Raw genomic sequence first — 14,976 nt, 5'->3', positions numbered from 1 at the left:
CAGTGTGACTTTAAAAACCAGAGTTAGCGCATTCCTTTTCCTTATCTAAACCTCAGGTTAAATCAGTAAAATTAGGTAGCTAATATGAAGAAGGTTGGTATTTTTATTGCTCTCGGTGCGCTTCAAGGGTGTGCCAATACCCACACAGCGGCAACAGCAGAGCCACAGTCATACTGTATCGGCAGTACTGCGGTGCAAAGTGAATTTAGCGATAAATTTTTGCCAATCCAAGACGACGCTTTACTTTCCAAGGCGATAGGAGCGCCATTGCAAGGCAAATTGTGTCAAGGCGCCGTTTATCAAAGCACGCAAGACATTGTTGTGTATAGAGCGTGGAACAGCACCAATCCAAAAAGCCAGTTTGGTCAATGGTGGTCATTTTCACGCCCATCTGGTCTCACAGCTGACTATCGCAAAGATTTTGAGATTTGCTACCAATGGTCACCTCTGGATAAGTTGGTAAAATGCACGTTAAAGGCTGGAACCAAAGTCGTGGTTGGCAATGGCCAAAGTGCAAAATGTTCGGAATATCTCAGTTATCCTGTTTCTGAGTCTCAGCAACTTTTTATTGTAGAAGCGCAAGACGCTATGCAGTATTGTGAAACCTACGATAGTGTGATGCGCTGGGAGTAATGCAGAGCGGTCATAATCCTAGTGCGGCTAATTTACGCACAAAGAGTAAGAGTGCAGGTAAGCCCTCTTACTTTATGTTGCTGCAAAGCGAAAGTACTCGTTACGAGCGAGTCAGCTTCTTGAGTGCGGATTTCGCTTCGCGTTTGAGTTTGTTGCTTGGCGTTTCCCGTATTACCGCTTGTAGCCATTGCCGGGCAATTTCACCATTGTTTTGCTGTATGGCGATGGTTGCTAACTTAAATTTAACCTGACTCTTATCAGGCATATCATGACTTGGGGTCATGTTATTTAGGTATTGCTCTAACGCTTTTTGGCCTTCATCATAGTGCGCTTCAAGTTGCAGACTAACAGTCCCTATCAATACTAACGACAAGGCTTTGTATTTTTGTTGTGTTTTGGTTTGTGCTTTTATCTCGGTGGCTTGACGTAAATATGATAAGGCAAGTTGTGGCTTGTCTAATTCGTAGTACAGTGCACCTAAAGTATGATAAAGCGCAGGCTCTAGAGGGTATTGCTGTACTCCTTGTTCAAGTTCATAAGTAAACTTTGCTTGCTCGTCTAACCTTGCATACAGCCATAGCCGTGTTAATAGAGCAGAGAAAGCGTCTGTTTTTTCTAGTTTTTCAATGTGTCTTTTAGCTTCTTGCTTATCACCGCCAAACATCGACGGGGCATTAATGTAAAACTTGATGAGAGCGCTACGATAATCGGAGTGCTCTGGTGCAAGCTCAACAGCTTTGATAAGAGATTGCTTGAGGGATTTGATATGTCTTGCAACACTAAAAATACTGGCTTGTTCAGCGATTTTTGCCACCACTTGAGAGTGGGCAAAATAAAGTTCTGGCACTGTTGGGTAAAGATTGAGTGCCTCTTCGATTTGCTGTCGCGCCGCTTTATAATCATCGCGCCTCATGGCAATGTGGGCAAGCAGCAATGGTTTTTTATAACTTGAGGCCGGTTGCTCGATTAACAATGACTGAGCAAGGTGCAGGTTTCCTTCATCAAACGCTTGTTGACTGAGTTCAAGGTTAGCATGGGTAAGTGTGCTATGGGCGAATAACATAAATAGTAATATAGCGTGAATATACATAGTTTTATTCCTTAAATTCAACAATATGTAATGGCTGCGAGTTTATGAAAGTGTTTTTTGCACAGAAAGGGTGAGTGGATTAGGCCACCTAATGGCTGTCCATGCGATGTATAAAAGTAAAGTGAGCTGAATGGTTGCCAAGAAAACATAAAATGGCTCAGTTTCAACGCCTGCGAGTATAAATACAAAGGTTAATGGGGCGGCAATCAGGTTACATACTCGGTTCCATTGATAGTTAAGAAACTGAGATAGAAAAATCATGGCGATTGGGATCTCTATTAATATTGCAGAGATCAGTAGCAAAGGTTGTGATAGCTTAACATCGCCAGAGTAGCCGGCCATGAGTGAATCAATCACACCTGGTGTGATAAACGCTGATACAAAAGCAAGAATGTCAGCGTATGCCATATTGAGCATGACTAAAAGCCATAGTGTTGCTAGTTTAATTCGTATTTTTGGGTCTTGTTTGTATTCATCTGCTGGTGTTGAATGTGTCATACCAATTCCTTAAGTCGTATGAAGTACCCATTTAGGTTACTTTTTGTTTCGTGGTTGCTTACAGAGCCATTTGAGGATAAGTGTTATGTACGAATGGATCGTCCATGCGTAAAGGCACGGACATAAAAGTGCCAAAATAAAATTTAAAAGTATTAAAAACAAAGGACTATATAAGTCTGTTTATAACATTTCAGGGGTGAAAAGTGACAGATCCGATAGTGATGGTGTTAAGCGCAATGCTTGTTGGTCAAATTGTGTTAAGTGTGCCAGTATTGCTGAGTCATCAACGAGCTCGGACTTTTCGCTTACCTTTAGTACTATTTTTGTCAGCTTGTGGTGTGCTGGCGATGAACACCTTAGTGCAGACGTTTTTACCGACGTGGTATCAAGCCTACACAGTTTTTGGGTTTGTCATGCTATTTGTATTGTGCCCCGCAATGAGGTTATATATTGAAGGGATCACAACGGTAGACAGCTGGACGTTGCATCGCTCACAATTGCGCGCATTTTTGTTGTTATGGCCCGCGATGCTCGTTGCTGCGATGATGGCCGTGCTTCCACCAGAGCAACACCATGCACTTTTCGTTAAAAATGAAGAGCCAAGTGCACGCTTCTCTATTTTATTAGCGGTCTCGATGTTGTTACTTATATGTATGTGGTTAATTGAATGTGCATATACGCTTATTATCATCACAAAGCGGCTGTTTGTATTTAATGCACATATCAAAGGCTACTATTCCAACCTAGACAACCATCACTTTTATGCTGCTAAGCGCTTAGTCTTTGCGTTGATCTGTATTTGGATATTTGTACTATTTACTACGTTTTTATCTAATTTATTGGGTCAGGCCATACTGACACTGAGACTTGAGGTGTTTACAGCATTGGTATTGATCTGGTGTGTGACATTTTTTGCGATGCAACAAAAGCAACGGCTACTTTTGCCTTTGGAGTTTCAAGCTGCGGGCACCTTGCAAGGAACCGATGGAACCATAGTAAACGAATTGGACAATAAAAAATACGCTAAATCTGCACTTGGGGCTGCTCAGTCAAAACGCATTGTGAGCAAAATAAACGAGGCTATGCAAGATCAGGCATTATTTTTAGATCCCAACCTGACATTACAAAAGTTGGCGCAAGCCACGGGGGTGTCTCCAAATTATCTTTCCCAGACACTAAACGAGACCTTAGGAGTTAGCTTTTTTGATTTTGTTAATCAATGGCGCATAGAAGCGTCAAAGTCACATTTGCTATCAAGTAAGTCATCAGTGCTTAATATTGCGCTTGAAGTAGGGTTTAATGCCCGCTCGTCATTTTACAAAGCATTTAAAAAAGAAACGGGTATGACCCCAAAGGCTTTTAGACAAAAAAACACTGAACACAGACGCGTATAATACCGGTGGAGGTGGTATCCAAAGCTCCCGCTAGTAACCAGAAGCTTTGAAACAGAATGAGGTTAAGCTCTTTTCCCATTCAAGCTACTTTTTATATGGGTGAATGCTTGCTCGTTTGTCCTTGATATGAGTCAGATGACCCAGCAGGTGCGTGTTTGATGAGAATAACACCAAGTGCAATAAACCATACGATCTGTCCCAAACCAAATATAGCCGTGGTGACTTCAAAAAACGGGTTTTCGATGAGAAAAGACAGACCAGAAAACAAAGTTAAGACCCCAGCTAACCCGACCAATAGCCCCCAATAATGTAATAGAGGGCTAAATACCCGATGTTTTATGCCAACATAACTGATTGCCAGCACCCACAAGGCTCCCACTAATTCAATGCCTCCTCCGAGCGCATTAACAACGATAGAAATGGTTTGCTTTACCGTTAGTGCCAAGGTTGGATCTTGTTCATACAATGCTGCAATTACTTCAATACTGGTCAAGAATACAAAAGTGCTTGCCAGCACGATTGTTGCCCAAATATAACCAATAACACTAGTGAACTTCATCAGTTCGGGCGAAAACCGCTTAAAGCGTTGGTAAATAGTCTGCACTAACACAATTAAGGCTAAACTAAAGATAATGCCGATAACAATATAGCCAAGAAAAAATGTATCTCGGTTTTGTATTAAGAAATCTAAAGAAAGTTCAGGAGTATCATACTTACTGGTATCTAATACACCGAAAAAAAGCACAAAACCAAATAGATAAGTTGCAGCTTTGGTGAGTGCAGCAATACCTCCCCATTGTTGTAGTGACATAGAGGTTCCTTCTAACTGATAAGTGATTGTTGTTAGCAGTTTAGCAACATATAAAGTAGAACACACCAAGGGGCATCGCTTTGTTTGTAACAAGAGGTGTTATATTGGGTTACGCTCTGTAGCGAAAATCAATTGAAAAGATATGCAAAGAAAAATCGATGATGCCCTAAAAAGAAACAGCACAATACGTTATATTGAGCCGTTTCTTTCATCACTTTTAGTTAAGCACGATACTTACGTCTAAACGAGATTAATAAGGCGCTCAATAACGGAATGAAAAAGCCAACACTACCACCAGAGCTACCGGCATCATTTTGTACAGCACTCTCGGTGCCTTGATCCGCCTGATACTTTGCTTTTACCACCATCTCACCGGTTACGCGTTCAAATGTCGTATCCCAGCCAATAAAAGTATAGCCACTGCGTGTTGGTGCACTCGGAGGTGTTGCTGCGGCGCCATGCTCGACTTCAACGGTTGCTATTGACGCATCATTCCAATCTACAAATTTGACTTGGTATTTATTAATTTGAAACTTTGCAGTAATAGTGAGATCTTGCGTAATTTTACTAAAGTCAGCGCTCCAGTTTGAAAAGGTGTAGCCCTCTCTAAGTGGTACTTCCGGGGCTGTTGCAGGAGCATTTTCAGCAATGGTTTGAGTTGAGAGTAAGGTGCCATCCCAGTTCTTAAAAATAACTTCAAATAACGTTGGCTCATCAACCAACACAGCTAAAGTGCGTTGATTATCACTATACTTTAACTCATGATTTTGGCTTGTCAGTCTCAAAGATACAGGGAAAGTACCTATTTTATTTGGCGTGATAGTCAGCGCCGCAGAAGTTGATTTAACTCCACTAATACCACTAAACAGACATGATTTAGTTTGGCCTTCATTACTACAGGTCACGGAATAATTTTGATCTTCTGATTTAACATCCACAGCCAGTTCAGAAGCTGCGTCTATTTCTATGGTGAAATAGTCAGGCAACAAATTCAGTGTCTGCTCCGATACTTCAAAATTTATTGTCTGTGAAGCACCTAGTTTAATGGAATGCGGATCTGGTAGGTTTAATACTGCAAGGTTACTTACATTATCAACATCAACAAACAGGTATGGTGTTGCCCCTAAAGTTGTTAGTTCGCGAGCCGTCGCACCGAAGCTGTAATTTCCCTTCGAGTCGATTTGGATACTTGACTCGAACGTCCACACCCCTTGAGCGCTCTTTAGCTCTTCACCACTAAACTGGATTGTTGCAGTGCCTATTTGTTCATGCTCCTTGTCGCCTTGTTGCCACTGCTCGATGGTAAATAGTTTATCCTGAGCCGTGCTGCCTTCTGGTGAGCGCAGTACATAGTAGCCTTTTTCCATAGCAGAAGTATCAGACATAGTGACTTGTAAAGTAATACTTTGCTCTCCTACTGCGGATGACAATTCATTTGTAGAAAGCGCAACAAATTCAGTGCGGGGAGGGAAAATGTCTAACTGGTTACTGTTGCTTACTTTGAAAGTAACAGGCACACCAAGTTGGTGTAATTGCCCATGGTTGAAAACGCCAGTATTGCCACTGCTATCTGTTAATGTTGCAGAAGAAATAAGCCACTCACCAGGCAGAGCATCCCCTGAAAATACGAATGAATAAGTCGATTTATAAATCCCTTCTTCTTGCGTTTCTTGCCACTGTGTAGATTCTGCCTGTTTAGTTGCTACTGATTTATACTGAGTTGGTGGCGATAGTTTCACAACCCCTTTGGACATTCCTGATTGATCATAAGCTTCAATGGTTATATCAATGTTTTTGTCGCCAGAATCTACATCAATCTCTGATGCTGAAATGGTGATATTCTTTATTTCTGGTGCAACTGTTTCTGAGACTTTACTATTCACCACGGTGACATACGGGTCGAAGCCTGCAGCTTCCATTTCGCTATCTCGTACCCAAAAGCGTGCTGCGTTGTTGTTATCTATTAGCATCGCTAAGGTCAAAAACCACGTGCCGTTGAGGTCTGTTTCGGTAAAGTTAAAGCTAACGGTACTTTCATAAACGCCTACTTCATCCGTTTGTTGCCAATTTGCTGCAACCGCAGACTTATTGGTTCCCCAATTAAACCCTGTTGGAGGAGATAGATACACACGCGTACTCTTGATACCGCTTTCGTCGTAAAGCCGAATGGTTACATTAATGGTCTTATCGCCTTGTTCAACATTAACAGTTTTGCTACTGAGATAAATGGACTTTAATTCAGGAGGTGTACGGTCGGCAGTTGTAGTAGGTTGCGCTTGCTGACAGTCTGTAGCGATTAGCTCTAGTTGCGCTTTTGCGGGTATAGAATGGTGACCTATGGTTGTTTTAAGGTTGTCGGTGAGCAAGTCTATCTTGCTATTACACTCTACTGCTGAGCCTATAACGTTATCAGTCTGTAACTGCGCTTGAGCATGGGTAGTTATTATAGTCATGCCACATAGCACAGAGAGTAATTTGATTGAGTATAAACGGTTTGAACTCATTGTTATTCCTTTAGAGTTATTATCTAGCTTGCTAGTGAGCATAATCTAAACTGCTGGAGTACTGTCTTTGTTAAGACGTTAATTTATATCAATTAGTCTTAATTCTTGCTCAATTCGAAGGCCTAAATCTGACGCCCATTGCGTTAAAAATTTCTTGTTTAGGACACCTAAACAGAAAAACTCTTGCCTCAAAATCGATCACTTAGTTAAGCATATTTGTATTACAAATCTTGTACTTGCCCGCTGATGCACTTTTGCAGCAATCTGACATTGCGTTACTAGCACTTATATTGGAGTAAACAACCTAATTTATCATGATGTATAGGTTTTACAGAGACACCACTGACTCCAATTTGTGAACAAATGTAAAAAACGATAATCTTTACGATTAACTAATAGTCCTTGTGGTGATGTAAAGCATGTAACGCCAGTGTTTGAGTAGGCCGCAAGGTTGTGTTTTACGTTGGTTAATAAGGAAAGTGAAGATGCAGTTTGAAACAAAACGGTTATCGATAAGGCGAATGACAATGGCAGATTTAGATGCTGTATTCGCACACAGAAAAAGCCCGATCACCTCTAAGTATATTGGTTTGCCAGCTACTCGAGAGTCTGCAAAAGAAAGGCTGAGACAAGCATGTAAACCCTGGAACGCAGAATCAGGTGAGCGCCTTATTCTTGCGATTATACATAAAACGCGAGCACAACTTATCGGTGAGTTGGTGTTCAAATATGTTGATAAAACGCAAAAAATAGGGGAAATTGGACTTCGCTTGGCTGAACGTGAGATTGGTAAAGGATACGGATTAGAGGCAGCAAGCGCTCTCATTGAGCAGGGATTCAACAGCTTTAATGTTAATATTATTCAAGCCATATGTGCTGTCGATAATCTTCAATCTCAGAGACTTATGGTTAAATTAGGCATGAAACGTAAAAGTTGTTTACCGGCATTTTTAGATATAGCGGGTGACAAGCATGATGCTTATACCTATCAGATTTACAATAAAAAAATCTGTTAAGCGCAGCAAACAAAATATGTAAGATTCAACTACACACTCGTTATCGCTTTTATTTAAAGGGAATCATTAAATATGAAAAAAATCTCGCTTGTAGCATTACTACTACTTTGTGGGTGCCAAAGTAACAATGCGGCTACCACAGCAACCGAAAAACAGGCAGAACGTTTCCAATATCTTGATATGAGACATTTACCGATGAAGGTACAAGCTGATGGATATTGGGTGCAAACCCAAAGGAGTGAGCCATTATACCCAATAGATGCAGCTAGAAAGGGTCTCTCTGGATGCGTTACTTTATCAATAGCTATCACTCCTGAGGGAAAAGCTGGGGGCTATAAAGTGATCCAGAGTTACCCAGAAGGGGTTTTTGATGACGCAGCACTTCAAGCGGTAAATAAATGGCGCTGGGAGCCTGAGCCGGGTAATTCTACCCGTCAAGCTATTCTTATTGATACTAAGCTCGAGTTTTGGGTTACCCAAGGGCAAAGCAACGCAGATGAAGCACAGCGAGTATGTCAGTTTGCATCACAACTTAGGCGTTAGTCTTTTGCCTCGTTTGTCATATAGCTAGGCATTGCAGCTAGGATGAAAACTCTAAAACAAAACACTTGTGTAACAACTTGTTACACCCTTACTTTGGTTGTTAATTAGGTTAATTATTCTTTGACAATGAAGTTTGGGAATATTAACGTGTACCCGAAATCTGAAATAGACCAAAGGAGATGTAAAATGATTTCAAAGTCACTTGTGTTTGCAACTGTGCTTACCGCTGGCGTTGTACCAACAGCCGCTTCTGCCGCAATTAATAATAATATTGGCGAATGTAACCTATATAACTTGTTCGAGCAGTATAACCGTGATGATTATGTTACACGTGTTTCGGCTTCAGTTGCGTATGGTAGCTATCAAAGCTGCGCATTGGATCAAAACAATTATGTAAAATCAGTGTTGGCTAAGACTTCCGCACGTAGAAATGCGCTAGAAGCGGACATCAAACAGCAAATGTATCAGATGATGGATGCAAATCTTAATGGCAGCTTTGACCTAGACTATGTCTCAACAAGTATCAATGGGCCTTTGGTATTTGAATTGAAAGAGTCGAATGGTCAAGTAACCGCTAAGATCGGCGGCATTGGTATTAATTCAAAGTCAAAAATTACCCTTAAAAACACACCTTCTATTATATTCAAAGCGTATGGAAGAATAAGTACACCTGAGATTTGGGCAACCGCAACTTACAACCCCTACAGTGGTGAAGTATCCAACTTAAGTGTTAGACCTATCAATTTAGATGTTGATATTGAAACACGCTTTTTGGGGATCAGCATTCCTGGTCTTTCTAACCTCGTTGATTCATTTTTTGAGTCAAAAATGAAAAAAGAAATGGCAGGGTTTGTAAATGACGATAAACTCAGCGGCGCTCGTACCATCTTCTCTTTGGATAAAGCGATCCCCAGTGGTGAGTTTTTCTATGCTGGTGAAGACTTGGGTGTCAAAGCCAAAGATGCTATTCGCAATATGAGTAATGGTCAATCGGTTCGCATCTCTGTGTCTGGTAATTCATTAACATATAGTGATCAGCCTCATACAGCTTCACTAAACGTAAAAATTTCAAATGCGATTGAAGTACAATTAGATAGCGTACGTAGGAAAAATCCACTTGGCCCCGACAAGTGTCCAGTCAGCTGCGTTTAACGGCTAGCGCATTTCAATAAGAAAATTGTTTTAAAGCCTCTGCTTAGCTCAACTTGTTAAGGAAAGCTTTGAAAAGTGATGAATTGGCTTATTTAGAAAATCTAAATAAGCCAATTAGTAAAAGCTGATAAGTGTTATTAACTAGCCAAACCTTAGGTTAATTTGCTTTGGTTGCCTTATATTTAATAGTGACATTGTAATACGGCAACAAACCGCGCACACGTATGTTCCATTTTCCTTCGGCTGGCTGATTAAATGTGCAACTCTCAGTGCTACCCCAAAGGTATGGGCGACAGTCATACTGGAAAAAGCTTGGCACATGCTGGTGGCGCACGTACAGATTAGCTTCACCCTGACCTGTCATTGACACTTCTAATTTATCAAAACCTGCTGGTAGCTCTATTTCGCGATGTTGCCACCAAAACCACCCTGCAAGACCAGAAAATTCACCCTCGATAACAGTAGGCTCTACCGCTAGCTTAAGATCGATAACAACTGGATCATGATCTGACGCGCGATAAGGGTGTGGCGCGTACAAGCTTGCCTTATGGTTATCTGATTTGTATTCAGTATTGTAGTCCAGCGCAACAGGCTCATCTGCATTAATATGCCAATCAGTCACAGACTTTATTTTTGTCATCATGGAAGTTGAAGCAAACGCGTGGTCTAGGCTACCAATACGTCCTTGGTATACGTACGAGTAGTCTAAATTATCACCATGCAAGGCTTGTTTGATATTAGCATAACCATTTGTAATATAAGTGTTAATTGGATCTTCTTTTGCATACGCGTTCATATCACCTAATATAATGACATCGTCTTCTACTACCCCTGTTGGATTGGTATTTAACCACTGTGACAGCGTATTTACTGCATTGACACGCGTTTGATTCCAACAGCCTTGACCATCGTTCTGATCTTGATCTAAGCCCTCAGCTTTAGAACAACTTCCCTTTGAACGCAAATGAGCCATTACGACAGTGAATGTTTCTTCACTAGTGATGTCTTTAAAAGTTTGTACTACTGGTGGACGGTTACCATAGTCAAAGGGGACAGTTTCCGTATAAGCTGGTGTGCCCACTTCGGATACCTTATTGCTGCGATAGATAATGCCTGAAGTAATAGCATCACCACCAACTCGCTCAGTATTTAGGTTAACAAACGCATAGGTATTAACAGGATCTGACACATTTAGCGCATTAACCAGATCAGCAATCGCACTGCGCTCATCAAAACCGTCGTTTTCAAGTTCGAGCAAGCCAACAATATCAGCATCGAGTGCAGTGATTGCTGCGACTGTTTTTGCTTTTTGTCGTTCGAACTCTTCAGCGTTGTCAGCGCCTCGAGGAGTAGGGAATCCGGCTCCTTGGCCATCTCCATTAAAATAATTTAGGACATTAAAACTGGCAATACGTAGATCGCCACGGGATTCCACTTCAGGGGCTTGTGTACGTAAATTGGTATGAACAAAGTTTGGTGTTGTGGTTGGATGAATACGGTATTGGCTATAGCCATAGCCTATGACCCCTTCGAGACTAGTCACCGAATCACCCAAACGTAACGTGTTATAAGCGTCAAGAGTAGGGGAAGGGTATGGGATCACCTCAGGATTTTGTACTGACGAACCATCATCTAACAAAATTTCTTTGCGTTTGTTCTGTGCTTCTAATTGATTTGCTGGCTCACCAGGCGCTGCGATTTGAGTCGCCTGATACAAGCGCTCGGTAGCTAAACGCACTTCGCCGTAACGTGCAAGTCCGTATGTATCGTTGACGACCAACTCGTTAGTAATAGAAACAAGCATGCCCTCGTATGCCTCAAGGCTGCTTTGAACAGGCAATGTTATGGCGGTTGCAAACACGTTTGTTGTACCACAAAGTTCAATTGCATCAACATTTATAAGTTGCGTTTGGCCATATTTTTCTTCAACTTTACCACGCAGCTTCACAACATCTCCGACGCTAACCGAGGTGTTGTTATATGCGACAAAGATACCCTCTGAAGTATTTTCATCGCTGTCGTAATCAGCGCTTTCTTCTTGAATAAAGAAGCCTTTAAGACCTGTGTCAGACTGCAAGCTTGAGGTGACCACAGCTTGAACCTCAACGACCTCACCCGCAACTGGGCTAGAATCGCCCGCACCTTGAATTGTACTGATTAAGGTATTGTCTTCACCACACTTTACAGGTTCTGGCTCTGGTATATCATTACCGTTTGAGTGTACACCTAGGCTACTAAAGTCATCTTTAGACAGCGCGAGCCATTGCCCTTCACCTATAAATGCTTCACTAGGATCGGTGCGTCCAAGCGTTACCGCCGGATCTCTGACTAGAGTTTTGTCTTTTGTTCTGATTTCGCCATCAATCCATTCACTACCTGGGTCAACACCTAGCTGACCTAAGCTATCAATAGTATTGCCATCAAGTGTCAGTGTGATCGCATCATCACCATTAAACCAGCTGCTAGAGTTAGTTAACTGCGCTTTGGCTAAGATATCTGAAGCTGCATCAGCATGTGCGATAACGTAAGTAGACTTTGGCGCTAGCGCTCCAGATAGTTCGATTTGCGTGCGGGCTTCGGTTGCACCATTAAAGAAGAAGTTTATTGAGTAGCCACTCAAGTCTACCGCAGTATTGCTACCATTATAGAGCTCTACTGCTTTGTTATAGCTACTACCCTCAATATATTCGGAGATAATGACGTCTGCTTGAGCGTTTAGGCAAGCTAATGTAACAGCAGAGGCCAAAATTGATTTTTTAATCATTTTTTATTTTCCCGTGTATTATAATTTTTCGAATATTTATTCGGGTCGATATTCTAATCACTATTGATGACAATTCAATTAAACTTGATGTTTTGTTTACATTGGTTTACTTAATGTTTGTGGTTGTAGGGCAAATGTCATTGAAGTTATGCAAAGTCGTGTTTATGCCTCTTTTCTAAGTGCATTGACAAAAAACCACTGCTGCATACGTATTCAATGGATCGATCATTATTGATACCTATATTGTTAAATTTGTGTAACATGAAAAGGTGCAATAATGATGACAACAAAACGAATCCAATCTATGGCTACAGCACTACTTGCGTTAGGCTTAGCTGCCCCTATTAATGCCTCGCAGGGCGATCCAACAACATTTGTTCACTTATTTGAATGGTCTTGGCGTGACGTTGCGACTGAGTGTGAAACATTTTTAGGACCAAACGGTTATGCAGCCGTGCAAGTATCACCACCGAATGAGCATATAACGGGCTCACAATGGTGGACGCGTTATCAACCGGTAAGCTATGAGATTGTGAGTCGCGGTGGCAATCGCGCTGAGTTTGCCGATATGGTCTCACGTTGTAAGTTAGCTGGAGTTGATATATATGTTGATGCTGTGATAAACCACATGGCACACGGGAGCGGTGAAGGCGTTGCTGGAAATGCCTTCGGTAACAAGCAGTACCCAATATATAGCCCTCGGGACTTTCATAACACATGTGCAATCAACTCTGAAGATTACGCAAACAATGCTTGGCGAGTTCAGCATTGTGAACTGGTAGGGCTTCATGATTTAGATACTGACGCAGACTACGTACAAAATACTATTGCAGGCTTTCTAAATGACCTCTTGTCACTGGGAGTTGCAGGCTTTCGTCTTGATGCCAGTAAGCACATGCCGGCAAATGATATTGCCGATGTGCTTGCTAAATTAAATAAGCCAGCGGTGATTTTTCAAGAGGTGATTGATCAAGGCGGTGAAGCCATTACCGCATCTGAATATCATCAAAATGGGTTAGTCACAGAATTTAAATATAGCATAAAGCTCAGTAACGCCTTTAAACAAGGCAAGCTGGCGTGGCTAAAAAGTTTTGGTGAATCATGGGGATTAATGCCGAGTCATAAAGCGGTAGTGTTTACGGATAATCATGACAATCAACGCGGACATGGAGGTGCAGGCTCGATTGTGACCTTTAAAGATGGCAACCTCTATGACTTAGCTAATGTATTTATGTTGGCGTTTCCTTACGGCTATCCAAAAGTCATGTCTAGCTATGAGTTTAACGGTAATACTGATGCTGGCGCGCCTTCATTACCTGTACATCAAAACGGTAATCTAAATTGTAACAGTGCACAGTGGCAATGTGAGCATCGTCGTCCAATGATCTCTGGAGCAATGCAGTTTAGAAACCATACATCGGGAAATTGGAATGTCGACAATTGGTGGGATAACGGCAATAACCAAATCGCTTTTTCTCGAGGTAACTTAGGATTTGTCGCGATAAACAGAGAGCCTTTTGGAATGAACCAACAATTGCAGACAGGCATGGAGCCAGGTACTTATTGTAATGTATTAACAGGTGCAAAGGTTGAAGGACAGTGCTTAGGCCAAAGTATAAAAGTTGACGAGAATGGCTATGCACATGTGTCAATTGAGGCGATGCAGGCACTTGCAATTCATCACCAAAGTAAAATAACAGCGCCACCACCGGATTTAGAGGATTGGCAGCGCACTTTAGTATTTATCAAAGCACAGACACAATCAGGACAAGATATGTTCATTCGTGGTGGCCTTGACCATACCGCGTCATTACAGCGTGGTGTTGATTGTTCTGCTAATCCCATGCGCTGTGCATTACCAATAAAGCATCTAAATATGAGAAATGTAACCACTGCGCCTTGGAAGGTAGGTGACACCATGTTGGACTGGTCTGAAGCTCAAAACGGGCAAGCAAATGGTGCAAAGGGGAGCCCACTCGATTGGACCTCAGATGTATGGCCTGCTCAGTGGGGAGCTGAAAAACGTTATGATAGAGATGGTTTTGGTGTGATGCCGCTTAATCAGTGGGGCGCTCACTACTGGCTTTTGGAAGTCGAGATGAATTGCAATCATACCTTTAACGGTTGGTTTGAAGTTAAAGCTTTTGTGAACAATGGACAAGGTTGGGAAGCTGATATTAATCAGCAGGGTACACCTTATATGAGTAACAACCACTTTGCACAATGTGGAAAAACGAATGTATTTGAGTTTGGTAAAGACTCAGCGATGATTTTACCCTTATAAACTCTATTCTTTATAATAAGGTGAGTTGAGTGTCGAGATAAAAGCACTTAGCTCACTTTTTATTTTAAATGGCCTTTCCTCTGTTATTTACTATCTTCTACTTTTTTGCTTGCAATAATGATAAGTTTAAAATTAACCTAGATTAAAATGTAGTCATATAAATTCAATAAATTAACATTTTAAAAATAAAATTAGATAAATTGATTTAAATCATTAAAATGTGTTCACAAGCTATTGTCAGCGCTGTCATTGGGAATTATTATCAACTCGTTGTTTACGAACGGGCC

Annotated in this window: 11 protein-coding genes; 6 read left to right on the top strand and 5 right to left on the bottom strand. The window is 41.5% G+C overall.

Translation table 11 applies throughout. The features are described from left to right. The first annotated feature begins 84 nt into the window (after positions 1-84). A complete protein-coding gene (locus tag J8Z24_RS19230) occupies positions 85-633 on the top strand; it encodes a hypothetical protein (RefSeq protein ID WP_252095659.1) in 549 nt (182 codons plus the stop codon). A gap of 100 nt (positions 634-733) precedes the next feature. Here the strand turns inward: J8Z24_RS19230 and J8Z24_RS19225 are convergent, their stop codons facing one another. Together J8Z24_RS19225 and J8Z24_RS19220 are read right to left on the bottom strand one after the other, a co-directional pair. After that, positions 734-1,723: a tetratricopeptide repeat protein gene (locus J8Z24_RS19225; RefSeq protein WP_252095658.1), complete on the bottom strand. Its 990-nt coding sequence runs from the start codon at positions 1,721-1,723 to the stop codon at positions 734-736. Between the two features lie 42 nt (positions 1,724-1,765). After that, the gene (locus J8Z24_RS19220; protein ID WP_128732131.1) at positions 1,766-2,221 is read right to left on the bottom strand and encodes a DUF6326 family protein; all 456 of its coding nucleotides are present in this window, start codon (positions 2,219-2,221) and stop codon (positions 1,766-1,768) included. Positions 2,222-2,424: 203 nt separating this feature from the next. Between J8Z24_RS19220 and J8Z24_RS19215 the strand changes: the two genes are divergently transcribed. After that, entirely contained in the window at positions 2,425-3,615 is a 1,191-nt protein-coding gene (locus tag J8Z24_RS19215; protein WP_176033562.1) for a helix-turn-helix domain-containing protein, read from the top strand. Between the two features lie 91 nt (positions 3,616-3,706). Here J8Z24_RS19215 and J8Z24_RS19210 read toward each other — a convergent pair whose 3' ends face one another. Together J8Z24_RS19210 and J8Z24_RS19205 are read right to left on the bottom strand one after the other, a co-directional pair. Then, positions 3,707-4,426, bottom strand: coding sequence for a DUF4386 family protein (locus tag J8Z24_RS19210; RefSeq protein WP_252095657.1), 720 nt, complete (start codon positions 4,424-4,426; stop codon positions 3,707-3,709). 221 nt (positions 4,427-4,647) lie between these two features. After that, entirely contained in the window at positions 4,648-6,930 is a 2,283-nt protein-coding gene (locus J8Z24_RS19205) for an InlB B-repeat-containing protein (protein WP_252095656.1), read from the bottom strand. A 485-nt stretch (positions 6,931-7,415) separates the two neighbouring features. On the opposite strand from J8Z24_RS19205, the gene J8Z24_RS19200 reads away from it, so the two are divergent. The 3 genes from J8Z24_RS19200 (at position 7,416) to J8Z24_RS19190 (ending at position 9,641) form a co-directional block, all read left to right on the top strand. After that, positions 7,416-7,946, top strand: coding sequence for a GNAT family N-acetyltransferase (locus J8Z24_RS19200; RefSeq protein ID WP_252095655.1), 531 nt, complete (start codon positions 7,416-7,418; stop codon positions 7,944-7,946). A gap of 72 nt (positions 7,947-8,018) precedes the next feature. Further along, a complete protein-coding gene (locus J8Z24_RS19195; protein ID WP_147390140.1) occupies positions 8,019-8,489 on the top strand; it encodes an energy transducer TonB in 471 nt (156 codons plus the stop codon). 186 nt (positions 8,490-8,675) lie between these two features. After that, complete coding sequence (locus J8Z24_RS19190; protein ID WP_252095654.1) at positions 8,676-9,641, top strand: hypothetical protein; 966 nt, start codon at positions 8,676-8,678, stop codon at positions 9,639-9,641. A gap of 157 nt (positions 9,642-9,798) precedes the next feature. Here J8Z24_RS19190 and J8Z24_RS19185 read toward each other — a convergent pair whose 3' ends face one another. After that, positions 9,799-12,405, bottom strand: coding sequence for an ExeM/NucH family extracellular endonuclease (locus J8Z24_RS19185; RefSeq protein WP_252095653.1), 2,607 nt, complete (start codon positions 12,403-12,405; stop codon positions 9,799-9,801). 304 nt (positions 12,406-12,709) lie between these two features. Between J8Z24_RS19185 and J8Z24_RS19180 the strand changes: the two genes are divergently transcribed. Continuing rightward, entirely contained in the window at positions 12,710-14,689 is a 1,980-nt protein-coding gene (locus J8Z24_RS19180; protein WP_252096022.1) for an alpha-amylase, read from the top strand. Positions 14,690-14,976: the final 287 nt, after the last annotated feature.

This window comes from Pseudoalteromonas sp. SCSIO 43201, from assembly GCF_023716725.1.
GTDB classification, from domain to species: domain Bacteria; phylum Pseudomonadota; class Gammaproteobacteria; order Enterobacterales; family Alteromonadaceae; genus Pseudoalteromonas; species Pseudoalteromonas peptidolytica.
This window is presented reverse-complemented; position numbering and strand designations above follow the sequence as displayed.